We start from the raw sequence: 26,519 nt of genomic DNA, 5'->3' as shown, positions 1-26,519 counted from the left end.
CTACGACCTCACAGCTCGAACGACTCGTGGTGGATCCGCCGGTCCGGCACCCCGGCGGCGCGCAGGGCCTCGTACACCTCCCGGGCGAAACCGTGCGGCCCGCAGAGGTACACGTCGTGCCCGGCCAGATCGGGCACCGCCGCCCTCAGCGACTCGCTGCCCAGGCTCGGGCGCTGCCCCTCCGGCCCGTTCAGCGCATACAGCACCCTCGACCCCCGCCAGCGCGCCACCGCCTCCAGCTCCGCGCCCAGCGCCAGGTCCTCGGCCGACCGCGCCCGGTACAGCACGGTCACCTCCCCGGGCAGCGTCTCGAACAGCGCCCGCAGCGGGGTGATGCCCACACCCGCCCCGATCAGCAGCGACTTCGGTGCGGTGCGCCGGTCGGCGGTCATCGCGCCGTACGGCCCCTCGGCCCACACGCGCGTACCGGGCCGCAGCAGCGCCACACGCGCGCTGTGCCCGCCGAGCGCCTTGACCGTGATCCGCAGCAGCTCCGGCCGGGGCGGCGCCGACAGCGAGTACGGCGTCGAGGTCCACCCCAGCCCCGCCCCGAGGAACCTCCACCGCAGGAACTGCCCGGCCACCGCGCCGAGTTCGTCCAACCGCCGCCCCCGTACGACGACGGAGTACACCCCGGGAGCCTCGCGCTGCACGGACTCCACCCGCAGCCGGTGCCGCAGGTTCAGCCGTACGGGGACCAGGACCCGGAACCACAGCACCAGCCCCGCCGCCCCGAGGTACAGCGCGTACCAGGCGGCCGTGGCCACCGGCCGGCCGTTGAGGTCGTTGCCGAGGGCGAGCTGATGGCCGAAGGCGAGGAAGACGGCCGCGTAGGTGAGGAGGTGGACGTAGTACCAGAACTCGTAACCGGTGCGGCGGCGCACGGCGCGCACCGAGGTCACCCCGACCGCGAGGAGGATCACCGTGCCGGCGGTCGCCTTCAGCATCTCGGGGTAGTCGAGGACCACCGTCAGCGTCTCGTCGACGATCGACCGGCGGTCCTGGGCCGCGTACCCGGCGAGGATCAGCACGAGGTGCGCCACCAGCAGACAGACCGTGTAGCGGCCCGCCATCGCGTGCCAGCGCGCCACCCGGTCGGAGCCGATCCGCCGCTCCAGCAGCGGCACCCGCGCCATCAGGCCGACGACCACCGCGCAGGCGTACCCGCACAGCAGCCCGGCGATCCGCCCGGCCCCGGTCAGCCAGCCCGCCGCCCCGACGACCGAGCCGGTGCCGGACCACCACAGGGCGAGCACGGCCGCGGCCCCCGCCCAGAGCACGGCGAGCAGCCCGCCCGCGGGGGAGCGCCGGGCCGCCGGCGCCACCGGGGGTGCCGCCCGCCGCTCGTACACGGTGGTCATGAGGAGGTCCTTTCGCCGGTCGGGGAGCCCACTGTGCGCGGCGAACCTCTGAGACCGCTCTGAGCGGCCGCCCCGCACGGCGGACTCAGAGAGAACTCAGAGCATCCGCAGAGTCCGTTCCGACCGGCCAGGGGCGATGCTGGAAGCAGCCATGAACACCACCCGCTCCGGCCGCCCCGCCCTCACCCGCCCCGACGGCACCCCGCTGCGCGTCCTCGTCGTCGACGACGACCCCGACCTCGCCGAGGTGCTCTCCGGCGCCCTGCGCTACGAGGGCTGGCAGATCCGCACGGCGGGCGACGGCGCCTCGGCCCTCGCGGCGGCCCGGGAGCTGATGCCCGACGCGGTCGTGCTGGACGTGATGCTCCCCGACACCGACGGCTTCGCCGTGCTGCGCTCCCTGCACACGGTGAAACCGGATGTCTGCGTCCTGTTCCTCACCGCGCGGGACGCGGTGGAGGACCGGATCGCCGGCATCACGGCGGGCGGCGACGACTACGTCACCAAACCCTTCAGCCTGGAGGAGGTCGTCGCCCGGCTGCGCGGACTGCTGCGCCGCGCCGGCATGGCCCGCCAGCAGGAGGAGGGCCCGCGGCTGATCGTGGGCGACCTGGTCATGGACGAGGAGGCCCGCGAGGTGACCCGCGCCGGCGAGCTGATCGAACTCTCCCCGACCGAGTTCGAACTCCTCCGCTTCCTGATGCGCAACCCGCGCCGGGTGCTCAGCAAGACCCAGATCCTCGACCGGGTGTGGTCGTACGACTTCGGCGGCCGCGCCCATGTCGTCGAGCTGTACATCTCCTACCTGCGCAAGAAGGTCGACGCGGGCCGTGAGCCGATGATCCACACGGTGCGCGGGGCCGGATACGTGCTGAAACCGGCGGTGTCATGAGGCGCCTGCTGCCCCGCACCCTGCGCGCCCGCCTCACCGCAGGTCTGGTGGTCCTGCTGGCCCTCGGCTGTGCGACGGTCGGCGTGGCCGCGGTCGTGGGGCTGAACGGCTTCCTCACCGGCCGCCTCGACGAACAGCTCGCCGAGGTCGGCAACCGTTTCCCGGCCAGCCTGGAACACGGCGGCCGGCTGCCCGACGACCACGACGACCGGGACGGCGACGAGCACGGCGACACCCGCCGCCAGTCGGCCGGCACCCTGGGCGCCCGGCTCCTGGACGGGACCGTCACCAACGCGGCCGTGGTCCCCTCCTCCGGCGCCGAGACCACCGACCTCACGGTCGCCCTGACCGCCGCCGACCGGCACGCCCTCACCGCCGTCCCCGTCGACGGCCGGGCCCACACCCTCCACCTCTCCGCCCTCGACGAGTACCGGGTCCGGGCGACCGAGGGCCTGGACGGGGACGTACTGATCACCGGCCTCCCGCTGGAGCCCGTGGAGTCGACGGTCCACCGCCTCGAACTGGTCGCGGGGATCGTCTTCGGTGTGACCCTGGCCCTCGCCGGCGTCGCCGGAGCGCTCTGGGTGCGCTGGTCGCTCCGCCCGCTGAGCCGGGTCGCGGCGACGGCCACCAGGGTCAGCGAACTACCGCTGGCCTCCGGCGAGGTGGCCCTGCCCCCACGGGCCCCCGAGCCGGACCCCCGCAATGAGGTCGGCCAGATGGCCGAGGCCTTCAACCGCATGCTGGGCCATGTCGAGGACGCCCTCACCAAACGCCATGCCAGCGAGGAGAGGCTGCGCAGCTTCGCCGCCGACGCCAGCCACGAACTGCGCACCCCGGTCGCCTCGGTCCGCGGCCACGCCGAACTGGCCCTGCTCCACCCCGGCCCGGTCCCCCCGGAGGTGACCCGGGCCCTGGAACGCATCGCGGCCGAGTCCTCCCGCATGGGCGAGACGGTCGACGACCTGCTCCTGCTGGCCCGCCTCGACGCCGGCCGCCCCCTGGAACGCCGCCCCGTGGACCTCACCCGGCTGGTCCTCGACGCGGTGACCGACGCCCGGGCGGCGGGCCCCGGCCACCGCTGGACCCTCGACCTCCCGGAGGAGCCGGTCACCGTCACCGGCGACGCCCACCGCCTCCACCAGGTCCTCGCCAACCTCCTGGCCAACGCGCGCCTGCACACCCCCGAGGGCACCCAGGTCACCGTCACCCTGGAGACGGACCCCGCAGCGGCCCGCCTCCAGGTCCACGACAACGGCCCCGGCATCCCCGAGGACCTCCAGCCGAGGATCTTCGACCGCTTCACCAGAGCCGACCACCGCCGCACGAAGACGGGCACAGGCCTGGGCCTGTCGATCGTGTCGGCGGTGGTGGAGGCCCATGGAGGAACGGTCACCTCGACCAGCACCCCGGGCTCGACCACGTTCACTGTTGAGATCGGGATGAGCGGTCCGACATAGGGGCGCGGGGAACCGCGCGATCAACCACAGACGGCCCGCACCCGCACGACGACCCGCCTCACCCCAACGGGTTGAGCAGCTCACCCTTCCCTTCGAACGCGTACAACAACAGGTCCGTCATCTGGAAAACACCCGCATCCCGCCGCGCGTCCACCGGACTCAGGAACGGCCGCCAGAACGGATCCCGCACGATCGAGTACCGACTCCCCTCCATCGCCCGATGGAACGTCTCGGCCACGATCCGCCCCCCGACCCCGGTCAGCCGGCCACCCCCGTTCACCTCGGCCTCCCGCAGGATGTAGAACCACAGCGGACAGTCGGCGACCACCCGCTTGCGCAGCGCCTCGCTCAGCTGCGCCCCGTCCCGGTTCTCGAAGTCGGACGCGTTCAGCGGCTTGACCCCGACTCCCTTGGCCATGAGGTGCTTGGCCATCTGCTGCCCCGAGGCGAGCCGCAGCATGGTGCTCCGGGTCAGGTTGCGGAAGGCGAGGTTGCGCTCGATGTCGTCGGGCTTCGTCCCGCGTCCGCCGAAGGAGCCGAGCGGCAGCTTGGCCAGCGGGTTGACCAGCAGGGTGTCGATGCGCTTGGCGACATTGGCCTGCGCGTCCGTCACCCCGAGGTCGTCGCGGCCGGCCTCACGGAAGTCGAACAGCCTGCGCAGATCGGCGATCCAGTTGCTGGGCAGCCGCTCGAAGGCACCGGCCTCGGGGTCGTCCGGGCTGTCCGGCGGCGGGGACAGGATGCCGCTGGTGCCGGTGAACTGGAACAGCAGCGCCAGGGTGCCCCGGCCGTTGTCGAAGACGCGGTTCCAGTTGTAGGCGCCGCGCACCATGCTGTGCCCGAGCCGGTACGCGGCCACCGAGAACTCGATGGGCATGGTCGGGAAGTCGTGCTCGCCGGGCGAGGGGTCGACCACCTTGCGGCCCTTGGTGAAGACGTCCTTGACGATCGTCTCGTCGACGATCCTGGGCAGGAAGTCGGTGCGCAGCATCCACTGGTAGTGCTTGACGACGGCCTCGCGCGCCGACTCGAAGAGCACCGCGCTGGAGACGCCCTTGTCGGCGAGCTCGGTGGCCAGCCGGTTGTGGAACCGGATGAAGGCGCAGTGGATCTGGGCGACCGCGAGGTTCTCGTCGTTGCGCGGGTCGGGGATCAGCGGCCGGCGCCGCTCGGACTTCAGCGAGCCGATGCCCACCCGGGGCAGGTCGAAGCCGGCGAGCGGCTGCCCGGTGATGTCGGTGGCGCCGGGGATGCCCTGGGTGGTGCCCGTCTTGAGGTGGATGCCGTCGGGGTCGTAGAACCGTCCGTCGAAGCGGTGGTCCGGGCCCAGGCCGTACAGCGAGTCGAGGTCGAGGGCGGGCGAGCGGCCCTGGAGGAGCTGGCGGACCGTGATGTCGTCCTCGAGCTGTGCCGCGGTGGCGTCCAGGGTGAGGTCGTGGTCCACGAACTGGCCGAGGTAGGTGAAGCCGGCGGGCACCTTCGGATTGGCCGAGTCGGGCTGGGTCCGGGTGGTGTCGGTCATCGCCTGGGCCAGCTCCGTACGGGCGGCCCGGTCCAGCTGCCGCTCCGGCTTGGCCTGCGGGCCCAGCCGGGAGAACTGGAACTTGCGGAGGGCCTCGACGGTCGAGGCGGCCAGCGGCTCGGCGGGCTGCTCGTCCCGGGAGTCGGCGAGGACACCCTCGCCGACGACGTAGTACGAGGACCTGACGTGACGTTTGCTCTGTGGTTCGCGTGCGGGTCGGAACATGATTCCCCCATGTGTTCCCGAGGTCGCGCGGGTGGATGGAGGCCACGCTAGGCGACAAGAGCCCCGGAAGGGAGAATTCCGTCACATCATCTGATGATTGATTATTTCTGTACAATCAGTCAAAGCGCGTAAACCGGACAGGAGTTGATGTGTCCGGGCCCTGCTCACGGGGTCGGCGGCAGGGGCAGCGGCAGCCCGGGAAGGCCGTCGATACTGCTCGCGATGTGCTCCTTCTTGCCGAAGTAGGCGTCCAGCGAGACGTCGTCCTCCCGCGCGAACCGCTTCCCGTGCAGATCCCGGTCCTCCTCGTACGCCATGAAGGGCACCGCGTATCCGCAGGTGTCCCGGACCAGCTCGGCATGGACGACGATGATCGCCCGCAGTCCGTGCGGCGCCGGGTCGATGCCGGGGAAGCGGCGCAGGAGTTCCTTGAAGCGGGCGTCGTCCCGGAACACCGGCTCGCCCCGCCCGTGCACCCGCACGATGTTCGGCGGCCCCTGGAACGCGCACCACATCAGGGTGATCCGCCCGTTCTCCCGCAGATGCGCGATGGTCTCCGCGTTGGAGCCGGCGAAGTCCAGGTAGGCCACGGTGAGTTCGTCCAGCACCGCGAAGGAGCCCTTGAGGCCCTTGGGGGAGAGATTGACCGTGCCGTCGCCGGACAGCGGAGCGGTCGCCGTGAAGAAGACGGGCTGCTCCTCGATGAACGTACGGAGCCTGCCGTCGATGCGCTCGTAAGTCTTTCCCATGCCTAACGATTATTCGGGAAAGCGTTGCGTGTGTACATGCCGCAGCGGCCGCCCCGGCCGGCGCTTCCTCGGGGCGGCCACCGCGCCTGTCACGTCACTGGTTCAACGTGCAGGCGGCCAGGGCCTCCAGGCCCTGCGGCTTGGTGCCGGCCCGGCCGATGGAGATGGCGATGCGGTCGATCGTGGAGACGCGCTTGTCCTTCAGCGGGCCGAGGATCGCGTTCTGCACGAAGTTCGGGCCGCCCTGGCCGACGGTGTCGACCAGACGCTTGTTGGCCTCGTCGATCTGCGTCTGGAGCAGGGCCAGGTTGCGGTCGACCTCGGCCTGCGCGCGGGCGGGGATCGCCGGGAGCTGCGAGGCGACGTCCGGGCAGGTGATGGTGCCGACACCGCTCGCGTCGGCGCCGTTGTCCTCGGCCGCGTCGCCCGCGTTGCCGGTGTCCCCGGCGCCCTCGGCGGCGGTCTCGGCCGCGCCGGGCGTGGCCTCGGCCTCGTCGCCCGCGCCCGCCGCGTCGTCGCCTGCGGCGGCGTCGTCACCGGCGGCCACGCCGTCCGCGTTGAGGGTGCAGGGTGCGAGGGCCTCGAGGCCCTGGGGCTTGTCGGCGGTGCGGCCGATGGCGGTGGCCATGCGGTTGACGGTGGCGATCCGCTTGTCCTCCAGCGGGCCGAGGATCGCGTTCTGCACGAAGTTGGGGCCGCCCTGGCCGACGGTGTCGACCAGACGCTTGTTGGCCTCGTCGATCTGCGTCTGGAGCAGCGCGAGGTTGCGGTCGATCTCGGCCTGGGCGGAGGCCGGGATGTCGGGGAGCTGCGAGGCGACATCGGGGCAGGTGATGGTGCCGGGTCCGGCGGCGGCGAGCGTATTGGCGTTCGTGGTGCTGTCCTTGGACGACTCGCCGGCGAGGGCCTGGTTCACGACCACCGCACCGGTCAGGGCCAGAGCGGCGGCGCCGCCGATGATCGCCACGCGACGCTTGTTGTACTTGGGGAGAGCCCTGGACATGCGGATGCCTCACTTGGGTCAGGAGTGGGTTTACAAACGCGGCGCCAGCGTTCAGGGGTGAGTACGGGTAAGCGGTTGCGGTTGTTCAAGGTGACTTCAAAAGTCTTTGGATCTTTCCAAAATTGACGAATCATGCAATGCACTGCATACTCATGCATGACCTGGAGTGCAGCGGTGAGGAGCAACGCAGTGAGCAGCAACAGCGGTGACGTCCGGCTCTGGGGCGGCCGGTTCGCCGACGGTCCCGCCGAGGCCCTGGCCAAGCTGTCCGCGTCCGTCCACTTCGACTGGCGACTCGCGCCCTACGACATCGCCGGTTCGCGTGCCCACGCGCGCGTGCTGCACAAGGCGAACCTGCTCACCGAGGACGAGCTGACCCGCATGATCGCGGGCCTCGACCAGCTGGAGGCGGACGTCGCCGCCGGCACCTTCGTCGGCACCATCGCCGACGAGGACGTGCACACCGCCCTGGAGCGCGGCCTCCTGGAGCGCCTCGGCCCCGACCTCGGCGGCAAGCTGCGCGCCGGCCGCTCCCGCAACGACCAGGTCGCCACCCTCTTCCGGATGTACCTCCGGGACCACGCCCGGATCATCGGCGGCCTGATCGCCGACCTCCAGGACGCCCTGATCGGCCTCGCGGAGGCCCACCCGGACGTGGCGATGCCCGGCCGCACCCACCTCCAGCACGCCCAGCCGGTCCTCTTCGCCCACCACGTCCTCGCCCACGTCCAGTCCCTGTCCCGGGACGCCGAACGCCTGCGCCAGTGGGACGACCGCACCGCCGTCTCCCCGTACGGCTCCGGCGCCCTCGCCGGCTCCTCCCTCGGTCTGGACCCGGAGGCGGTCGCGGCGGACCTCGGCTTCGAGCGCGGCAGCGTCGGCAACTCCATCGACGGCACGGCCTCCCGTGACTTCGTGGCGGAGTTCGCCTTCATCACGGCGATGATCGGCGTGAACCTCTCCCGGATCGCCGAGGAGGTCATCATCTGGAACACGAAGGAGTTCTCCTTCGTGACCCTGCACGACGCGTTCTCGACGGGCTCGTCGATCATGCCCCAGAAGAAGAACCCGGACATCGCGGAGCTGGCGCGAGGCAAGTCGGGCCGTCTGATCGGCAACCTCACCGGTCTCATGGCCACCCTGAAGGCCCTGCCCCTCGCCTACAACCGCGACCTCCAGGAGGACAAGGAGCCGGTCTTCGACTCCTGTGACCAGCTGGAGGTCCTGCTCCCCGCGTTCACCGGCATGATGGCCACCCTCACCGTCCACCGCGAGCGCATGGAGGAACTGGCCCCGGCCGGCTTCTCCCTCGCCACCGACATCGCCGAGTGGCTGGTCAAGCAGGGCGTCCCCTTCCGGGTCGCCCACGAGGTCGCCGGCGAGTGCGTCAAGGCGGCCGAGGCCGAGAACAAGGAGCTGGACGAACTGACGGACGACCAGTTCGCGAAGATCTCCGCCCACCTCACCCCCGAGGTCCGCACGGTCCTCAACGTCCCCGGCGCCCTGGCCTCCCGCAACGGCCGAGGCGGCACGGCCCCGAGCGCGGTGGCGATCCAGCTGGCAGAGGTGAAGACGGACGTGGCGGCCCAGCACGAGTGGGCGACGGCGAAGAACAAGTAGGCATGCGTCGCCCCCGAGGGCCGCAGGCCCTCTGGGGGCGCGGGGCTGTATCGATTTGCGGCTCCGCCGCGTGGGCGCGACAAGCCACAACGCACCCGCACCCGCCGAACAACCGAACACGCCGAGCCCTGAGGCGAAGGTCATCGCAGGCTAGGTTGGTCAGGAGCCGTACCGGACCCGACCGAACGGAGCCCGCGATGCCCTTCGCCCGACTGGCCACAGCGACAACCCCCACCTGCCACATCGGACTGGGCCTCGCCGCAGTCGGCCGCCCCGGCTACATCAACCTCGGCCGGGACCAGGACCTCGGCGAGAACCGCACCGTGGAGGCCCTCCGCACCCGCACCCACGACCTCCTCGACGCCGCCTACGCCCAAGGCGTCCGCTACTTCGACGCCGCCCGCTCCTACGGCCGCAGCGAGGAGTTCCTCGCCGACTGGCTCAAGGCGAGGCCGGACGTCGACGACATCGTCGTGGGGAGCAAATGGGGCTACACCTACACGGCCGGCTGGTCGACGGACGCCGAGAAGCACGAGGTCAAGGACCACAGCGTCCGGACGTACGACCGTCAGCGCGCCGAGACCGCCGACCTGCTCGGCGACCGCCTCGACCTCTACCAGATCCACTCGGTGACCCCGGACAGCCCCGCGCTCACCGACAAGGAACTCCACGCGAAGCTCGCGCAGGCAGCCGCCCAGGGCGTCACCGTCGGCTTCTCCACCAGCGGCCCCGCCCAGGCGGACGCGATCCGTGCCGCCCTCGCCGTCACGGTCGACGGCGAACCCCTCTTCCGTACCGTCCAGTCGACGTACAACGCGCTGGAGACCTCGGCCGCCCCCGCCCTCGCCGAGGCCCATGACGCCGGTCTCACGGTGATCGTGAAGGAGGGCATGGCCAACGGCCGCCTCGCCGACCCGTACGCCCCGGAGCCCCTGAAGGCCGTGGCCGCCGAGACGGGCCTCGGCTGCGACGCGGTCGCCCTCGCGCTGGTCCTGCGCACACCGTGGGCCGGGGTCGTCCTCTCCGGCGCGGCGACCGCCACCCAGCTCGCCTCCAACCTCCACGCGGCCGTCGTGGACCTCGACGACGATCAGCTGTCCCGCCTGGCCGCCCTGGCCGAGGACCCGCAGACGTACTGGAACCACCGGGCCTCCCTGCCCTGGCACTGACCCCCGTCCGGGGCCGCACCTGCCACCCGTAATGAGTCACGCATGCCTACGATGAGACAAAGGTGTCTCATGTGGTCTATGGTTGTCTCATGGCCGTCGACCGTGACCACGTACTCCGCAGCGCCGCCGCCCTGCTGACCCGCAAAGCCACCGCGACCATGGACGAGGTCGCCAAGGCCGCCGGGATCAGCCGTGCCACCCTGCACCGGCACTTCGCCGGCCGCGACGCGCTCGTCCGCGCCCTGGAGGCGCTCGGCATCGAGGAGTGCGAGACCGCGCTGACCGCGGCCCGGCTGGACGAGGGCCCGGCGAGCGACGCCGTGGAGCGGCTGGTGCGCGAGATCGAGCCCGCCGCCGGACTCCTCGCCTTCCTCTACACCGAGAACCAGCTGTTCGAGGGCGAGGAGCAGAACCAGGGCTGGACCCGGATCGACGACCGCATCTCCGCGCTGTTCCGGCGCGGACAGCTCGCCGGCGAGTTCCGTATCGACCTCACGCCCGCCTGGCTCACCGAGGCGCTGTACGGCCTGCTGGCCTCCGGCGCCTGGCTGGTGCAGTCCGGCAAGGGCGCCCCCAGGGATTTCCGCCCCATGGTCGCGGGGCTGCTGCTCGGCGGCGCGCTCCGACATCCCGCACAACCGAGAGAGGAATCATGACCAGCACCCTGCGGCCGGCGACCACGAGCGAGGCGGTGAAGCGCCCGGACCGCTGGCTCGCGCTCTCCGTCCTCGTCCTCGCCGTGCTGCTGGTGGCCGTCGACGCGACCGTCCTCGGCCTCGCGACCCCGTACATCAGCGAGGATCTCCACCCCACCGGCACCCAGCTGCTGTGGATCGGTGACGTCTACTCCTTCGTCATCGCCGGTCTGCTGGTCTCCATGGGCAGTCTCGGCGACCGCATCGGACGCAAGCGGATCCTGCTCGGCGGCGCCACGGCCTTCGGCCTGATCTCCGTCCTGAACGCCTACGCGACGACCCCGGAGCTGATGATCGCGGCCCGCGCCCTGCTCGGCGTGGCCGGCGCGACCCTCATGCCCGCCACCCTCGCGTTGATCCGCAACCTCTTCCACGACCCCCGCGAACGCAGCCTCGCCGTCGGCATCTGGGGTGCGACCGCCTCGGCGGGCACCGCCGTCGGCCCCATCGTGGGCGGCTTCCTCCTCGAACACTTCTGGTGGGGCTCGGCCTTCCTGATCAACCTGCCGGTGATGGTGGTCCTGGTCCTGGTCGGCCTCAGGACGCTCCCCGAGTCGAAGAACCCCGACCCGGGCCCCTGGGACCTGATCAGCGTGGCCCTGTCCCTGATCGGCATGATCGCCGTCGTGTACGCGGTGAAGGAGGCCGCGAGCCACGGCCTGACCGGGGAATCCCTTGCCGTGGCCGTCCTCGGCCTGGCCGCGCTGCACGGCTTCGTACGCCGTCAGCTCACGCTGCCCCGGCCGCTGCTGGACATGCGCCTGTTCCGCAGGCGGGGGTTCAGCGGCGCGGTCCTGGCCGACATGCTGACCGTGCTCGGCATGTCCGGACTGGTCTTCTTCCTCTCCCAGTACCTGCAACTGGTGCAGGGCAGACGCCCCTTGGAGGCGGGCCTCGCCGAACTCCCCGCCGCCGTGGGCGCGGTGGTGGCCGGTCTGATCGCCGGCCGCGCGGCCCGCCGCTTCTCGGTGCGGTCCGTGGTCTCGGGCGGCCTGGCGGCGATCGGCCTGGCCCTGGCCGCCCTGACCCTGATCGACGCGACGACCGGCTACCCGGTCCTCGGCGCGGCCCTCCTCGCGGTCGGCGTCGGCGCCGGCTTCTCCTTCACGGTCACCGCCGACGTCATCCTCTCCTCGGTCCCCAAGGAACAGGCGGGAGCGGCCTCCGCGGTCTCCGAAACGGCGTACGAACTCGGCGCGGCCCTCGGCATCGCCGTACTCGGCTCGATCGTGACGGGCGTCTACCGCGACTTCCCGTCCCCGACGGGAACCCCGGAGGGGGCGCACGAGAGCCTGGGCGGCGCGATGGAAGCGGCGACGAGGATGCCCACGGCCGACGCGGAAACCATGCTCACCTCAGCCCGAGAGGCCTTCGTCAACGGCCTGAGCGTGGCCTCGGGGGTGGGCGCGGCGGTCCTGCTGGCGACAGCACTGGCGGCCTGGTTCCTGCTGAAGGAACAGCGCCTCGAGAACGCCGGGTGAGGGTCGCACGCCAGGGGCGCGGGGAACTGCGCGAACACCCCCCACGCCCCCGCACCCCCCACGCCCCCGCACCCGACAGCGAACCCCTACGCGGCCTTCGCCTTCGTCGCATACATGTCCACGTACTCCTGCCCCGACAACCGCATGACCTCAGCCATCACGGAATCGGTCACCGCCCGCAGCACATACCGATCCCGGTCCATCCCGTCATAACGGGAGAACTCCATCGCCTCGCCGAACCGGACGGTGACCCGCCCGGGCCGCGGCATCCCCGCCCCGCCCGGCTGCAACTTGTCCGTGCCGATCATCGCGAACGGAACGACGGGCGCCCCGGTCATCAGCGTCAGCCGCGCGATACCGGTGCGCCCCCGGTACAGCCGGCCGTCGGGGGAGCGGGTCCCCTCGGGGTAGATCCCGAAGACCTTCCCCTCCTCCAGTACCCGCCGCCCGGTCATGAGCGCGGCCACACCCCCGCGGCCGCCGTCCCGGTCCACCGGGATCATGCCGACGCCGGTGAAGAACCAGGCCATCAGCCGGCCCTTGAGGCTCTTGCCGGTGACGTACTCGTCCTTGCCGATGAAGAAGACCTGCCGGTCGCACACGAGCGGCAGGATCATCGAGTCGATGAAGGTCAGGTGGTTGCCGGCCAGGATGACCGGGCCGTCGCCCGGGATGTGCTCCACGCCCTCGACCCGGGGGCGGAACATCAGGCGCATGACCGGTCCGAGCACTGCCTTGATGAGCGCGAAGCGGGACAACGGGCCCTCCGATGCCAAGGGAAAACGGTATGAGTCTGTGCAGGTGAGGACGATACTCGCGGCCCCCGGGGTGACGCACATCGGGTTCACCCAGGCCTTACGCACTGTTGACGTACGTTTACCTGGATGGCGGCATTTTCACCTGCCCGTCACCCTCGTATCCGTCGTATCCGTCGTATCCGTGTTCCTGCCGGACGCCTTCCCCGTCCTGCTCCGGGCATTCCGACGCCCCGTCACCTTCGCGCCCGGCACCTGCCATCCATCATCACCCGCGTGTTCGGACCGACGTCTCCCGACGGTCATGTCCACGCCCCTACGATCGGGCCGCACGAAGGACCGACGGCAGGAGGGCCGCAATGGGATCGCAGGACGCGTGGGAGCCGAACGAGCGGAAGACCACGGGCGGGACGACCGGACGCCGGGCGCTGCTCGGCGCGGCCGTGCTCGGTGCCACCGGGAGCGTTCTCGGCCTGAACGGCACGGCACGCGCCGCCGAGGCCCGCCACTCCGCCAGGGGCGGGCTGCAGAGCCTCCCCGTGCCGACGATCATCGGTCACCGCGGCGCCAGCGGCTACCGCCCCGAGCACACCTTCGGCTCCTACCAGCTCGCCCTCGACCTGGGCGCGGACATCGTCGAGGCCGGCGACCTGGTCCCCACCAGGGACGGCCATCTGGTCTGCCGTCATGAGCCCGAGATCGGCGGCACCACGGACGTCGCCGACCACAAGGAGTTCGCCGACCGCAGGACCACCAAGGTCCTCGACGGCGTCTCCACCACCGGCTGGTTCACCGAGGACTTCACACTCGCCGAGCTGAAGACGCTGCGCGCGGTCGAGCGCATCCCGGCCAACCGCCCGCACAACACGCTCTACAACGGCCGCTGGGAGATCCCCACCTTCGAGGAAGTCCTCAGGTGGCAGGACGAGCAGACCCGCAAGCGCGGCAAGCAGGTCTGGATCTACCCCGAGACCAAGCACCCCACCTACTTCCGCAAGCTGGGCCTCGGCCTGGAGGAGCGGGTCGCCAAGCTGCTGCACAAGCACGGCAAGGACCGGAAGAACTCGCCGGTCATCCTGCAGTCCTTCGAGCCGAGCAGCATCCAGCGCCTGAACAAGCTGGTCGACAACCCGCTCGTGGTCCTGCTCTCCGCCGTGAACACCCGCCCCTGGGACTTCGTCGAGGCGGGCGACCCGCGCACGGTCGCCGACCTGATCACCCGGACCGGCCTGAGAGAGATCGCCGGCTACGCCCGGGGCATCGGCCCCACCCTCGACCTGGTCATCCCGAAGGACGCGAGCGGCAACCTCACCACCCCCACCACCCTGGTGAAGGACGCCCACGCGGTCGGCCTGATCCTGCACCCGTACACGATGCGCAACGAGAACCCGTTCCTGCCGGCGAACTTCCGCAAGGGCACCGACGCGGACGCGTACGGCGACGCCTTCGGCGCCTTCCGCACCTACTTCGCGACCGGCATCGACGGTGTCTTCACCGACAACGCCGACACCGGTGTCCTCGCCCGCGAGGACTTCGTCAACGGCTGAGTCCCCGTTGGAGTGACATCCGGCCGCGCGGGCAACCAGCCGCCCGCGCGGCCGCATCGTCCGGCACATGACGCACGACCTGCTCACCGACCTGCGCCCCCTGCTCACCGCGGAGGCCTCCGCCGAGGCGCACGCCACCGGCACCGAACCGGGAGACCTGGAACAGGCGGTCTGGCTCCGCCTCCTGGAGCGCCTCGCCACCGACGGCCCGCCGCTCGACCCCCCGGTCTGGCTGCGCCGGGCCGTGCGCGCGGAGGCCCGCCGCACCCGGCGCGCGACCCGCTTCGAGCAGCCGTACGAGACCGACCCGGCCGACGACCGCGACCGCGGCCCCGAGCAGCTCGCCCTTGCCGCCGCCCGCCGCCGCGCCCTGCGCGAGGCGGTGCGCCGCCTCCCCGGCCGCTGCCCCCGTCTCCTCCAGGCGTTTCTCTCGCCCGAGGACCCCACCTACCAGGAGATCGCGGGTGAGTTGGGTATCTCACAGGGGAGTATCGGCCCGGAACGTTCCAGATGTCTGGGATGTCTGAGGCGTTTGCTTGCACCGGAGGTTGCGGCCCGCCAACTGCGGGGATAGGAGTGATGGACCAGAGGCGATCAGGTGAGCGGGAGGCGTGCGCACATGGGCATGAGCGTGACCATCTCGGTGGCGACCGAGCAGGATGCCGAGCAGATCTTCGTGCTGCAGTACCTGTGTTTCCAGAGCGAAGCCGCGCTGTACGGCAACTACCGCATCGCCCCGCTCGTCCAGACCCTGGACTCGGTCAAGGGGGAACTCGCCTCCGACTGCGTCTATGTGGCCAGGCTCGGCGACGAGGTGGTCGGTTCGGTCCGTGGTCACATCACCGAGGACGGCGCCGCCTCCATCGGCCGCCTCTGCGTCCACCCCCGCCTCCAGGGTCACGGCATCGGCGCCCGCCTCCTGCGCGCCGCCGAAGCGGCCCTCGCCGAGGAGCGCGGCGCCAAGAAGTTCCGCCTCCACACGGGCCACCGCAGCGAGGGCAACCTCCGCCTCTACCGCCGGGTCGGCTACGAGACGGTGGGCACGGCCGAGGGCACGGACGGCGTCCCGATGATCGTCCTGGAGAAGGCGGCGGGGGAGTACGCGGCTACGGCTTAGCCGTAGGGGACTTCCGCAACCAGTACAGGGCGGACAGCGGCAGCAGCACGGGAATGAACACATATCCCAGGCCGAAGTCGGACCACACGGTCGAGTCGGGGAACGCCCCGGGCTCGACCAGCGTCCACGTCCCCACGATCAGCACGCCCGCGAGTTCGGCGGCGCAGCACAGCCGGGCCGCCCGCCGCGCCGTCTCGCCGCCCCGCACCAGCGAGTACGTGATGAACGCGTACACCACACCCGCGACGGCGGACAGGGTGTACGACAGCGGCGCCCGGTCGAACTCCGTGGCGATCTGGTACACCGACCGCGACACCGCCCCGACGACCATCACGCCGTAGAACCACACCAGCACCAGGCCGGGCCCGCTGATCAGCCGGGCCGGCTTCTCCTGAACGGCCGTCATCTCAGCCTCCCCAGATGTCGTAGAGCCGCACTTCCAGCACCGCCAGCACGACGGCCGACGCGGCGACCGTCACCGACCCCCACCGCGTCCGCTCGGACAGCGACATGAGCCCCGCCGCCGGCACGCACGCGAACGCGCCCAGCAGATACGCCACGAAGATCGTCGTGCCCTGCACCGGCTTCTGGCCCCACGCCAGCAGCACGATCCCGATCACCAGCTGCATCAGCGCCAGCACCGAGACCACGGCCATCCCCATGAAGTGCCAGTCCTTCGTCGGCTGGTCACGATGGGCCGCCCAGCCGCACCAGGCGGCGAGCAGCAGCGCGGCGACGCCGGTCACCAGGGTCAGGACATCAAGCATGCGGTGACCCTATTACGCCGTAATCGACACCACGCGTCCGCCCCCGTGCTCTCCACCGCCGTCCACGCCCGTCCACGCCTGTCCATGCTTGTCCAGCATACGGACAGGCGTTTCTTTGTCAGTACCGTACATCTGCTTTACTGATGCACATGACCACGACGAGCAGCCGCACCCTTGCGACCGAGGCGATCCTGACGCCCGGCGTGCGCTGTATGTGTCGTATGTGTCGAATGTGCGCCTGCTAGCGGGCACCCGCACCACCCCGAGCCTCCGCTCCGCGCACCTGCCCTCCCGGGGAATCCCCGGCCGCAGACGTGCCGCGTCCTGAACGAACGCACCCGTGCGCCCGGGCACACCCACGCCCGCGCACTCGACAGTGACGGAAACCCACGTGATCACCACCACGGGCCTGAGCAAGGTCTACCGCTCGCGCGGCCGTGCGGTCACCGCCCTCGACGGCGTCGACCTGCACGTTCGCGAAGGCGAGGTGTACGGCGTCATCGGCCAGTCCGGCGCCGGCAAGTCCTCGCTGATCCGCTGCGTCAACCTCCTGGAACGCCCCACCGCCGGCACGGTCACCGTCGCCGGCCAGGACCTCACCGCCCTCGCCGGCCGCGGAGCGCGGGCCGGCAAGGAGCTGCGGCAGGCCCGCAGCCGGATCGGCATGGTCTTCCAGCACTTCAACCTGCTGTCCTCGCGGACCGTCCAGGACAACGTCGAACTCCCGCTGGAGATCCTCGGCGTCTCCGGCAGGGAACGCTCCCGCAAGGCGCTGGACCTGCTCGACCTGGTCGGACTCGCCGACAAGGCGAAGTCCTACCCCGTCCAGCTCTCCGGCGGCCAGAAGCAGCGCGTCGGCATCGCCCGCGCCCTCGCCGGCGACCCCAAGGTGCTGCTGTCCGACGAGGCGACCAGCGCCCTCGACCCGGAGACCACCCGCTCCATCCTCCAGCTGCTGCGCGACCTGAACCGGCAGCTGGGCCTGACCGTCCTGCTCATCACCCACGAGATGGACGTGGTCAAGTCGATCTGCGACTCCGCCGCCCTCATGGAGCGCGGCCGGATCGTGGAGTCCGGCACGGTCAGCGAACTGCTCGCCACCCCCGGCTCCGAACTGGCCGCCGCGCTCTTCCCGGTGGGCGGCGAGGCCACCGGCGAGGACCGCACCGTGGTCGACGTCACCTTCCATGGCGAGAGCGCCACCCAGCCGGTCATCTCCCAGCTCTCGCGCACCTACAACATCGACATCTCCATCCTCGGCGCCGCCGTCGACACCGTCGGCGGACTCCAGATCGGCCGGATGCGCATCGAACTGCCCGGCCGCTACGAGGACAACGTCGTACCGATCGGCTTCCTGCGCGAACAGGGCCTGCAGATCGACGTACTGCTCGCGGAGGGCGCCAAGTGACCTGGTCGGAGATGCAGCCCCTGCTGGAACAGGCCTGTTGGGACACCCTCTACATGGTCGGCTGGTCCACCCTCATGGCCGTCGCCGGCGGACTGCCGCTCGGTCTCCTCCTCGTCCTCACCGACAAGGGCGGACTGCTCCAGAACGTCGTCGCCAACAAGGTGACCGGGCAGATCGTGAACATCGCCCGCTCGATGCCGTTCATCATCCTGATGGTGGCCCTCATGGGCTTCACCCGCACCATCACCGGCACGACCATCGGCCGCGAGGCCGCCATCGTGCCGCTCGCCATCGGCGCCATCCCGTTCTTCGCCCGCCTGGTCGAGACGGCTGTCCGCGAAGTGGACGGCGGACTCGTCGAGGCCGTGCAGTCGATGGGCGGCAACACCTGGACCGTCGTACGGAAAGTCCTCGTACCCGAGTCGCTGCCCTCGCTCATCTCCTCCACGACCACCACGGTCGTCGCCCTCATCGGCTACTCCGCCATGGCCGGCACGGTCGGCGCCGGCGGCCTCGGCGACATCGCGATCCGCTACGGCTACCAGCGCTTCGAGACCGACCTGATGTGGATCACCGTCGCGATCCTCGCCGTCGTCATCTCCCTCATCCAGTTCGCCGGCGACTGGGCCGCCCGCTCCCTGCACCGCCGCGGCGGACGCTCCGGCCCCGCCCCGAAGCTGCGGCTGCTGAAGACCGAGGAGCCGGCCGCCGCCGAGGTGAGCAAGGCCGCATAAGGCCCCCCGAACTCCCCGCACACCCACAGCGGGGCCGCACCACCCCTAGGAAAGGCACTTTTCGTGCGTAACACCGCCAAGACCACCACCGCCGTCCTCGCCGCCGGAGCCCTCACCCTCGGACTCAGCGCCTGCGGCTCGGACAAGGACTCCGGCAGCACCGACGCGAACGCCACGCTGACCGTCGCCGCGACCCCCACCCCGCAGGGCGAGATCCTCACCTACATCAAGGACAACCTCGCCGAGAAGGCCGGCCTCGACCTGGAGGTCAAGGAGTTCACCGACTACGTGACCCCCAACACGGCCGTCCAGCAGGGCGAGGTCGACGCCAACTACTTCCAGCACCAGCCGTACCTCACCGACTTCAACAAGAAGAACGGCACCGACATCGTCGCCGTCCCGGGCGCCACCGTGCACCTGGAACCGCTCGGCCTCTACTCCCAGGGCGTCAAGAAGCTCGACGACCTGAAGAAGGGCGCCACCGTCGCCCTGCCGAACGACACCACCAACGAGGCCCGCGCGCTGAAGCTGCTCGAGGCAAACGGCCTGATCGGGCTGAAGTCCGGCGTCGGCTACGACGCCACCCCCAAGGACGTCACCTCCAACCCCAAGAACCTCGAGTTCAAGGAGCTGGAGGCGGCCCAGCTGCCGCGCTCCCTCGCCGACGTCGACGCCGCGGTGATCAACGGCAACTACGCGCTGGAGGCCGACCTCAGCCCCGCCGAGGACGCGCTCGTCGCCGAGTCCGCCCAGGACAACCCGTACGCCAACTTCCTCGCCGTGAAGAAGGGCGACGAGGACGACCCGCGGATCCAGAAGCTCGCGAAGCTGCTCACCTCGCCCGAGGTGAAGAAGTTCATCGAGGACAAGTACGACGGCGCCGTCGTCGCCGCGTTCTGACCGCCCCCGCCGGTCGCCCCGCAACCCACGGGGTCCGCTCCCTCACGAAGGGTGGGGACCCCGTGGTGCCGTTCAGTGCTTTCATGCTGCATGCTGGGCAGTTCAGCGGGTCCTGACGGTCCGGTAGGTACGGACCGCACGGGCACCGAGGTTTCGAAGGCTACGGAGCGGCTTCATGACGAGCACCTTCCCCACCATCTCCATCAGCACGGAGCGGTTGGTGCTGCGGCCCCTCGACGAGGACGACGTGCCCGCCCTGGCCGAGATGATGAACGACGAGCAGATCGGCGCCTGGACAGGCGTCCCGCAGCCCTACAGCCAACAGGCGGCCCACCGCTGGATCACCGAGGACGCCCCCGACGAACGCACGGCGGGACGCGGCCTCGCCTTCGCCGTCACCGAGTTCCTCACCCAGCGGCTCGTCGGCGTCATCCAGCTCGCCAGGACCGACTGGCACGTCCGGTCCACCGAACTGTCGTACATCGTCGCCTCCTGGGCCCGCGGCGAGGGCTACGCCTCCGAGGCCGCCCTCGCCACCGCCCAGTGGCTGTTCACCGACCAGAAGTTCGAACGCATCGAGCTGCGCACGGCCGCCGACAACACCGCCTCCCAGCAGGTCGCGCAGAAGATCGGCTGCATCAGCGAGGGCGTCCTGCGCGGCGCATGCATAGCGCGGGCCCGCGCCGAGGACGACACCTGGACCGAGGTCCGCACCGACTACATCGTCTGGAGCCTGCTGCCCGAGGACCTCGAGGGCGCCGGCGACCAGTTCGCCGAGGGCGGCGGCTTCACGTCGTACACCGACTGGAACTGAACCCCGGGCCGCCGATCGCACAACAGTCCGGCCCGCACGACCAGGTACCCTCACGGAGCCCGCTGCCTGCGTGAACCCCCGGGAGACTGACGACGATGGCCGACCGCGTCACGGTGATCGGCTGGGACGGCTCGCCGCTGACCGCCGCGGCCCGCTCGGCACTCGGCGCCGCCACGCTCGTGGCCGGCGCCGCCCACCACCTGGCGCTGCCCGAGATCCCGCCCGCCGCCGAGCGCATCCGTCTGGGCAGCGTCTCCCTCGCCGCCCGCCGTATCGCCGGCCACCGGGGCACCGCGGTCGTCCTCGCCGACGGGGACCCGGGCTTCTTCGGCGTCGTACGCACCCTGCGCGCACCCGAGTTCGGCCTGGAGGTCGAGGTCGTCCCGGCCGTCTCCTCCGTCGCCGCCGCCTTCGCCCGCGCCGGGATGCCCTGGGACGACGCCGAGGTCGTCGTCGCCCACCGGCGCACCCTGCGCCGCGCGGTCAACGTCTGCCGCGCCCACACCAAGGTCGCCGTCCTCACCTCGCCCGGCGCCGGCCCCGCCGAGCTCGGGCTGCTCCTGGAGGGCGTGCACCGCACCTTCGTGATCTGCGAGGAACTCGGCACCGACCGCGAGCGGGTCAGCGTCCTCACCTCCGACAAGGCCGTCGACCACACCTGGCGCGACCCCAACGTCGTCATCGTCATCGGCGGCCCGGTGACCGTCGGCGACGGCGGCGGCTGGCTCGCCGGGCGCGACCCGGGCACCGGACCGCGCGGCTGGTCCCTGCCCGCCGACGCCTACGGCGGCGACCTCGGCGAGGGCGAGTCGGACCTGCTGCGCACGGCCCAACTCGCCCGGCTCGGACCGCGCGTCGGCGACCTCGTCTGGGACATCGGCTGCGGCAGCGGCGCCTTCGCCACCGAGGCCGCGCGGGCCGGCGCCGCCGTCCTCGCCGTCGACCGGGACCTGCAGGCCTGCGCCCGCACCGACGCCACCGCCCGCCGCTACGGCGTCCAGCTCCAGATCGTCCGCGGCAGCGCCCCACACGTCCTGGAGAACCTGCCCGAGCCGGACGTCGTCCGCGTCGGCGGCGGGGGAGCGGCCGTGGTCTCGGCCGTCGCCGACCGCCGCCCGCAGCGCATCGTGACCCACGCGGCGACCCGCGACGCCGCCGAGCGCGTCGGCCGCGATCTGACCGAGCACGGCTACCGCGTCGAGTGCGCCCTCGTGCAGTCCGTCCAACTCGACACACGGGTCTGGACCGAGACCGAACGGAGCGTCGCGTTCCTGCTCAGCGGGGTTCTGCCGGACCGCCGGACGTGACCCGATTCGCTCTCCCCGTGATCCTGTTGTCGTACCGCTCGCGGTAGGCTGAACGATCGTCGTACCGCTTCCGTTCGCCCGGCACTTCGTCGGCCAATGTCCGGAAAACACATCCCTTTTGGGGTGAGGCGTGGTACGGCAGAACCGGAGGGCGCGCAACGTGGCGCAGTCCACAGCGGAGCGACGGAGATCGACCTGTCGCTGGGCGACGACGGCCGGGACAATGCCACTGAATGGCTTTGTCGCTTTTTCGGGCGGTCGTTCGTGCCGCTGGGCACGGACGCTCGTTCTTCACTACGGGGCGATCGGTGCGCCGTTCCGGGTGAGCTGGTCGTAGGAGCACTAAACCGATGGGCGAGGGGTACGCATGACCGACACCGGCCAGGTCCCGGGCGAGGGGCTGCCGGAGAACGCAGGCACGGTGGAACAGCCGGGCGCCTCCGCGCACGGCGCGTACACCTACCTCTCCGAGACCACCGCCGAGGACGAAGACCTGTTGCTGCTGCCGGGCGCCCAGAGCGCCTGGGGCAACGAAGTGGCGCCGCCCGCGCCCGAGCCGGTCGTCGAGACGGTCCACGAGCCCGGCCCGCACGAGATCTCCGGCCGCGACAGCGGCTCGGTCGACCTCAGCGCCGTACGGCTGCCCAGCCCCGCCGCACCGCCTCAGCAGGCCCCGCGCCGGCCCCTCCACCTGGGCCCGCCGATCCCCGACGCCTCCGCCAGCCCGGTCCGCTCCCTCGCCGACCGCGGCCCGGCCGGAGCCCCCGTACGCCACCCGGTCCAGCCCGCCTCCGGCCCCGAGTACCTCGACGTCGCGCCCCTGCGGGAGATGCCTCCGCAGGGAGCCGCGCCCTGGGGAACCGCGGCCCAGGGGCCGGTAGCCACCGGGGTGACGACTGCGGAAACGGTTGCTCCGGTTCCGGTGACGGTCCCGGCGACGGAACCGTCGGCCCCGGAGCCTGGGCCGCTGGGCGTCGCCGACGCCGTCGTGGCCCGCGTGGCGACGGAGGCGGTCGCCGCGACGGCCCCGCCGGAGGCGCAGGGCGCCGCGGCGGCGTACGGCGGAAGCGGTGGCGAGGCCGGGGGTGGTGAGGGTGGCGGTGACGTCAGGCCTACGACCCCTGCGGCGCGGGTTCCCGGAGCCGTGACCGTGGATCCGGTGTGGACGCCCGCCCCGGCGCCGGTCGAGCCCGGCCTCTTCTCCCCGACCCTGTCCGGCGTCGTCGACCCCGGCCAGCTGCTCGGAGCGGCTCTGATCGCCGAGGGCGAGCAGGATGTCGCGGATGAGGTAGCCGAGGAGGTGGAGGAGACAGTCCAGGTGACCGCGGCCGAACAGCCGGCCGGATTCGCCGAGCCTTTCGCCGCGCCGCCTGTGGAGGCGGTGCCCGTACCGGCGGCGCCGGCGGCGCCGGAGGCGCTGGAGGTTCCGGCGGCACCGGAGGCTCCGCAGGCCGCCGACTCGGGCGAGGCCGAGGGTGCTGTGGCCGCCGCGGTTGCCGGGGCGGTCCCTGCCGAAGGGGTTCAGGCCGAGACGGTCCAGGTTGTGGAGACAGCCGCCGTCGAGACAGCCGCCGTCGAGGAGGCGCAGGCGCCCGGGGTGAACGCTGCCGAGGCGGCCCCGGCGGCCGAGGTGGCCCAGAGTGCCGAGGTGGCGCAGGTTGCGGAGGCCGCCGTATCCGAGGTGGCGCAGGCTCCCGAGGATGGTGTTTCCGAGACGGCCGAGACGGCCGAGGTCGCCGACGTGCCCGCCCCCGACGCGGTCGACGCTTCCGTGGCGCCCGAGCCCGAGGCGGCGCAGGCTGCGGAGGCGAGCCCCGCAGAGGCGGCCCAGCCCTCCGAGGCGTCGGCACCCGTGTCCGAGCCCCCGGTTCCGGACGAGACCCCGGTCAAGGAGGTGGCACAGACCGTCACCCCCGCGCCCGAGACCGAGGCCCAGGCCCCCGAGCCTGTCGCGCTCGTTGAGGCACCCGCACCGGCCGAGCCCGCGCAGGAAACCGTGGCCGCAGAGCAGGAGACTCCCGCGGTCGCCGTCGACGCTCTCGTGCCCACGCAGGCCGCCGAGCCTCCGGTGCCCGCGGCCCTCCCCGAGACCACTCCGTCCGCGGAAGCCGCCACCGGCCCCGACACCGCGCAGCCCGCCGAAGCCGCCGCCACGCCAGAGGCCCCCAGTGCCCCCGAGGCCGCGCAGCCCGCCGAAGCCCCCGCGGTTTCCGACGCCCCCCTGCTCACAGAGCCGACTGCCGCTCCCGTAGAGGCCGACGCCGTCGCCCCCGCCGCTCCCGCAGAGGTCGAAGCGGCCCAGCCCGTCCAGCCCATTCAGCCCGCCGAGGCCGCGGTGGCCCCGCCCGCCGAACCGGACGCGGTGCAGCCGCAGCCCGAGCCCGTGGCGGAGAACCACCCCACCCCCGAGCAGGCGGAGGCCGCCGCCCCGACCGCGGACGCGCAGCCGGAGCCGGAGCCGCAGCCGGAGGTGAACCCGGAGGAGCCGGCGGCGGTGACCGAGCCGCTCGCGCCCGCCGCCCATCAGCCGGACACGGCGTCTCAGGCCCCGGACGCCCCCGCGCCGACCCCCGCCCCCACCCCGGCGGCGCCCCCGCAGCAGGAGACACCGACCGAAGCCGAAGCGGAAGCCGTTGCGGCGGCTCCCGAAGAGGTCCCCGCGGCGCCCCGGGCGATCCCCGCTCCCAGCCCGCAGCCGGACCAGCCCGTGGGTACGTTCGTCCCGGTCGAGGGCAATGTCGCGACCACCCCGCACGTCGCCCCGGTCCCGGCCCAGGCGGTGGCCCTCCCCACGGACGACCGGCAGCCCGCCGACGCCCGACCCGAGGCACCGGTAGAGGTGACCGAGGCAGCGGAGGCGGCACCGGCGGAACAGCCCCCCGTCACCGTGGCTCCCGCGCAGCCCGCCGCTCCCACCGTCCCCGCCCCCCGCGCGGCCGACCCCGCTCCCGTCCCGGCGACCCCGGACCCGGAGCCCGAGGCCGACGTCCAGGCCGACCCCGACCCCGAGGTCGCGCAGAGCCCGGAGGACCTGGAAACCAGGGCCGCCGACCAGGAAGAGAGCCCGGCCACCGTGGAAGAAGCCAGAGAGTCCACCGGCCCCGCCGCGCCCGCGTACGACGATGCCGAGCGCGAGGCCGTCCTGAAGGTCATGCGCGAGCGCCGTGACATCCGCAACGGCTTCCGCGGCGACCCGATCCCGCACGAGGTGCTGCTGCGCGTCCTGGAGGCCGCCCACACCGCGCCGTCCGTGGGCCATTCGCAGCCCTGGGACTTCGTCGTCATCCGCTCCGCCGAGACCCGGCGCGCGATGCACGAACTGGCGATGCGTCAGCGCGACGCGTACGCCAAGTCCCTCCCCAAGGGCCGGGCGAAGCAGTTCAAGGAACTGAAGATCGAGGCCATCCTCGAGACCCCGGTGAACATTGTCGTCACCGCCGACCCGACCCGCGGCGGCCGGCACACCCTGGGCCGGCACACCCAGCCGCAGATGGCGCCGTACTCCTCCGCGCTCGCGGTCGAGAACCTCTGGCTCGCGGCGCGCGCCGAGGGCCTCGGCGTCGGCTGGGTCAGCTTCTTCGACGAGCGCGAGATGGTCCGCGCCCTCGGCCTGCCCGATCACCTCGAAGTCGTCGCCTACCTCTGCGTCGGCTACGTCGACGAGTTCCCGCCCGAGCCCGAGCTGATGCAGGCCGGCTGGGCCAAGCGCCGCCCGCTGTCCTGGGTCGTGCACGAGGAGACGTACGGCCGTCGCGCGCTGCCCGGCGAGGACCCGCACGACCTGCTCGCCGAGACCGTCGCCAGCGTCCGTCCGCTGGACGCCAAGGCGCTGGGCGAGGCGTGGGAGCGGCAGAAGCGGATGACCAAGCCGGCCGGGGCGCTCGGCATGCTGGAGATCATCTCCGCCCAGCTGTCCGGCCTGTCCCGGCAGTGCCCGCCGCCGATCCCGGAGCCCGCGGCCGTCGCGATCTTCGCGGGCGACCACGGTGTCCACGCCCAGGGCGTCACCCCCTGGCCGCAGGAGGTGACGGCCCAGATGGTCGCCAACTTCCTCGGCGGGGGAGCGGTCTGCAACGCCTTCGCGAGCCAGGTGGGCGCGGAGGTCTGCGTGGTGGACGTGGGCGTGGCCGCCGACCTCCCGGCGACCCCCGGCCTTCTGCCCCGCAAGGTCCGCGCGGGCACGTCCGACATGACCGCGGGCCCCGCGATGACCCGTGAGGAGGCCCAGCAGGCCATCGAGGTCGGCATCGAGACGGCCCGCGACCTGGTGGCGGCCGGCAACAAGGCCCTGCTGACGGGCGAGATGGGCATCGCGAACACCACCGCGTCCGCCGCCCTCATCTCGGTCTTCACGGGCGCCGACCCCTCCGAGGTCACGGGCCGCGGCACCGGCATCAACGACGAGACCCTCGCCCGCAAGACCGAGGTGGTCCGCCGTGCCCTCGAACTCCACCAGCCGGACCCGGCCGACCCGATCGGCGTCCTGGCCGCGATCGGCGGCTTCGAACACGCGGCGATGGTCGGCCTCCTCCTCGGCGGCGCGTCCCTGCGGACGCCGGTGATCCTGGACGGCGTCAGCGCCGGCGCCGCCGCCCTGGTCGCCCGCGCGATCGCCCCCGAGGTCCTGGCGGCCTGCATCGCCGGGCACCGCAGCGCGGAGCCGGGCCATGTGGCAGCCCTGAACAAGCTGGGCCTGCGCCCCTTGGTCGACCTGGACCTCCGCCTCGGCGAGGGCACGGGTGCTCTCCTGGCCCTCCCCCTGGTCCAGAGCACGGCGCGCGCCATGCACGAGGTGGCGACCTTCGACTCGGCGGGAGTCACCGAGAAGTAGTAGGCGAGGGGGCCAACGGTCCCTTTGTCGGCCGACCGTGGTCGTGGGCAGTCGTTCCTCCCCCAGTGCCTCAAGGGCCGGGGAGGTACCCCCAGCGGAACGGGTGGGCACAACCACCCACAGCCGTGCACACGGCCACGCTGCCCAGCCACCGGACACCAG

22 protein-coding genes are annotated in these 26,519 nt (G+C 72.0%); 15 read left to right on the top strand and 7 right to left on the bottom strand.

Going from position 1 to position 26,519, the window contains the following annotated elements; translation table 11 throughout:
- Positions 1-8: 8 nt before the first annotated feature.
- Complete coding sequence (locus tag ABZ464_RS12045) at positions 9-1,361, bottom strand: ferric reductase-like transmembrane domain-containing protein (RefSeq protein WP_359274646.1); 1,353 nt, start codon at positions 1,359-1,361, stop codon at positions 9-11.
- Between the two features lie 151 nt (positions 1,362-1,512).
- Here ABZ464_RS12045 and ABZ464_RS12040 point away from each other — a divergent pair, with 151 nt between their 5' ends.
- Complete coding sequence (locus ABZ464_RS12040) at positions 1,513-2,253, top strand: response regulator transcription factor (protein ID WP_359274643.1); 741 nt, start codon at positions 1,513-1,515, stop codon at positions 2,251-2,253.
- Positions 2,250-3,713 (top strand): HAMP domain-containing sensor histidine kinase, encoded by a 1,464-nt coding sequence (locus tag ABZ464_RS12035; RefSeq protein ID WP_359274641.1) that lies wholly within the window; start codon positions 2,250-2,252, stop codon positions 3,711-3,713. Before ABZ464_RS12040 ends, ABZ464_RS12035 begins: the two co-directional genes overlap by 4 nt.
- Positions 3,714-3,771: 58 nt before the next feature.
- Here the strand turns inward: ABZ464_RS12035 and ABZ464_RS12030 are convergent, their stop codons facing one another.
- The 3 genes from ABZ464_RS12030 to ABZ464_RS12020 all read right to left on the bottom strand — a co-directional run bounded on the left by ABZ464_RS12030 (position 3,772) and on the right by ABZ464_RS12020 (position 7,212).
- On the bottom strand, positions 3,772-5,460 hold the full coding sequence (locus ABZ464_RS12030; protein WP_359274638.1) for a heme peroxidase family protein: 1,689 nt from the start codon (positions 5,458-5,460) through the stop codon (positions 3,772-3,774).
- Positions 5,461-5,624: 164 nt separating this feature from the next.
- Positions 5,625-6,209: a pyridoxamine 5'-phosphate oxidase family protein gene (locus tag ABZ464_RS12025; protein ID WP_359274635.1), complete on the bottom strand. Its 585-nt coding sequence runs from the start codon at positions 6,207-6,209 to the stop codon at positions 5,625-5,627.
- Between the two features lie 94 nt (positions 6,210-6,303).
- The gene (locus tag ABZ464_RS12020; RefSeq protein WP_359274633.1) at positions 6,304-7,212 is read right to left on the bottom strand and encodes a hypothetical protein; all 909 of its coding nucleotides are present in this window, start codon (positions 7,210-7,212) and stop codon (positions 6,304-6,306) included.
- A 189-nt stretch (positions 7,213-7,401) separates the two neighbouring features.
- Between ABZ464_RS12020 and argH the strand changes: the two genes are divergently transcribed.
- From argH to ABZ464_RS12000, 4 genes are all read left to right on the top strand, one after another.
- Complete coding sequence (gene argH, locus ABZ464_RS12015; RefSeq protein WP_359274630.1) at positions 7,402-8,832, top strand: argininosuccinate lyase; 1,431 nt, start codon at positions 7,402-7,404, stop codon at positions 8,830-8,832.
- A gap of 197 nt (positions 8,833-9,029) precedes the next feature.
- Complete coding sequence (locus tag ABZ464_RS12010) at positions 9,030-10,001, top strand: aldo/keto reductase (RefSeq protein ID WP_359274627.1); 972 nt, start codon at positions 9,030-9,032, stop codon at positions 9,999-10,001.
- Between the two features lie 89 nt (positions 10,002-10,090).
- Positions 10,091-10,657 (top strand): helix-turn-helix domain-containing protein, encoded by a 567-nt coding sequence (locus ABZ464_RS12005; RefSeq protein ID WP_359274624.1) that lies wholly within the window; start codon positions 10,091-10,093, stop codon positions 10,655-10,657.
- Positions 10,654-12,177 (top strand): MFS transporter, encoded by a 1,524-nt coding sequence (locus ABZ464_RS12000; RefSeq protein WP_359274621.1) that lies wholly within the window; start codon positions 10,654-10,656, stop codon positions 12,175-12,177. Before ABZ464_RS12005 ends, ABZ464_RS12000 begins: the two co-directional genes overlap by 4 nt.
- 86 nt (positions 12,178-12,263) lie before the next feature.
- Here ABZ464_RS12000 and ABZ464_RS11995 read toward each other — a convergent pair whose 3' ends face one another.
- Positions 12,264-12,935, bottom strand: coding sequence for a lysophospholipid acyltransferase family protein (locus ABZ464_RS11995; protein ID WP_133913638.1), 672 nt, complete (start codon positions 12,933-12,935; stop codon positions 12,264-12,266).
- A gap of 356 nt (positions 12,936-13,291) precedes the next feature.
- Here ABZ464_RS11995 and ABZ464_RS11990 point away from each other — a divergent pair, with 356 nt between their 5' ends.
- The 3 genes from ABZ464_RS11990 (at position 13,292) to ABZ464_RS11980 (ending at position 15,596) form a co-directional block, all read left to right on the top strand.
- The gene (locus tag ABZ464_RS11990; protein WP_359274618.1) at positions 13,292-14,479 is read left to right on the top strand and encodes a glycerophosphodiester phosphodiesterase; all 1,188 of its coding nucleotides are present in this window, start codon (positions 13,292-13,294) and stop codon (positions 14,477-14,479) included.
- A 67-nt stretch (positions 14,480-14,546) separates the two neighbouring features.
- A complete protein-coding gene (locus ABZ464_RS11985) occupies positions 14,547-15,053 on the top strand; it encodes a sigma-70 family RNA polymerase sigma factor (RefSeq protein WP_359274615.1) in 507 nt (168 codons plus the stop codon).
- Between the two features lie 45 nt (positions 15,054-15,098).
- Entirely contained in the window at positions 15,099-15,596 is a 498-nt protein-coding gene (locus tag ABZ464_RS11980) for a GNAT family N-acetyltransferase (RefSeq protein WP_359275018.1), read from the top strand.
- On the opposite strand, the gene ABZ464_RS11975 is transcribed toward ABZ464_RS11980, so the two are convergent.
- Together ABZ464_RS11975 and ABZ464_RS11970 are read right to left on the bottom strand one after the other, a co-directional pair.
- Positions 15,586-16,002 carry a hypothetical protein gene (locus tag ABZ464_RS11975; protein ID WP_359274612.1) on the bottom strand — a complete coding sequence of 139 codons (417 nt, stop codon included), beginning with the start codon at positions 16,000-16,002 and terminating at the stop codon, positions 15,586-15,588. The genes ABZ464_RS11980 and ABZ464_RS11975 overlap by 11 nt on opposite strands.
- Before the next feature lies 1 nt (position 16,003).
- Positions 16,004-16,363 (bottom strand): hypothetical protein, encoded by a 360-nt coding sequence (locus tag ABZ464_RS11970; RefSeq protein WP_359274609.1) that lies wholly within the window; start codon positions 16,361-16,363, stop codon positions 16,004-16,006.
- 391 nt (positions 16,364-16,754) lie between these two features.
- Between ABZ464_RS11970 and ABZ464_RS11965 the strand changes: the two genes are divergently transcribed.
- The 6 genes from ABZ464_RS11965 (at position 16,755) to cobT (ending at position 26,357) form a co-directional block, all read left to right on the top strand.
- The gene (locus ABZ464_RS11965; protein ID WP_359274606.1) at positions 16,755-17,771 is read left to right on the top strand and encodes an ATP-binding cassette domain-containing protein; all 1,017 of its coding nucleotides are present in this window, start codon (positions 16,755-16,757) and stop codon (positions 17,769-17,771) included.
- Positions 17,768-18,505 carry a methionine ABC transporter permease gene (locus ABZ464_RS11960; protein WP_359274603.1) on the top strand — a complete coding sequence of 246 codons (738 nt, stop codon included), beginning with the start codon at positions 17,768-17,770 and terminating at the stop codon, positions 18,503-18,505. The genes ABZ464_RS11965 and ABZ464_RS11960 overlap by 4 nt, the downstream gene beginning before the upstream one ends.
- 63 nt (positions 18,506-18,568) lie before the next feature.
- Positions 18,569-19,405 (top strand): MetQ/NlpA family ABC transporter substrate-binding protein, encoded by an 837-nt coding sequence (locus tag ABZ464_RS11955; RefSeq protein WP_359274600.1) that lies wholly within the window; start codon positions 18,569-18,571, stop codon positions 19,403-19,405.
- A gap of 175 nt (positions 19,406-19,580) precedes the next feature.
- Positions 19,581-20,219 carry a GNAT family N-acetyltransferase gene (locus ABZ464_RS11950; protein WP_359274597.1) on the top strand — a complete coding sequence of 213 codons (639 nt, stop codon included), beginning with the start codon at positions 19,581-19,583 and terminating at the stop codon, positions 20,217-20,219.
- Positions 20,220-20,314: 95 nt separating this feature from the next.
- Positions 20,315-21,526, top strand: a complete 1,212-nt coding sequence (cbiE, locus tag ABZ464_RS11945) for a precorrin-6y C5,15-methyltransferase (decarboxylating) subunit CbiE (protein ID WP_359274595.1) — start codon at positions 20,315-20,317, stop codon at positions 21,524-21,526.
- Between the two features lie 367 nt (positions 21,527-21,893).
- Positions 21,894-26,357 carry a nicotinate-nucleotide--dimethylbenzimidazole phosphoribosyltransferase gene (cobT, locus tag ABZ464_RS11940; RefSeq protein WP_359274592.1) on the top strand — a complete coding sequence of 1,488 codons (4,464 nt, stop codon included), beginning with the start codon at positions 21,894-21,896 and terminating at the stop codon, positions 26,355-26,357.
- The last annotated feature ends 162 nt before the right edge of the window (positions 26,358-26,519 follow it).

It is taken from the genome of Streptomyces sp. NPDC005820 (assembly GCF_040630255.1).
GTDB lineage: Bacteria > Actinomycetota > Actinomycetes > Streptomycetales > Streptomycetaceae > Streptomyces.
Note: the sequence above shows the minus strand (reverse complement) of the source record. Positions and strands in the feature narration are given on the sequence as shown.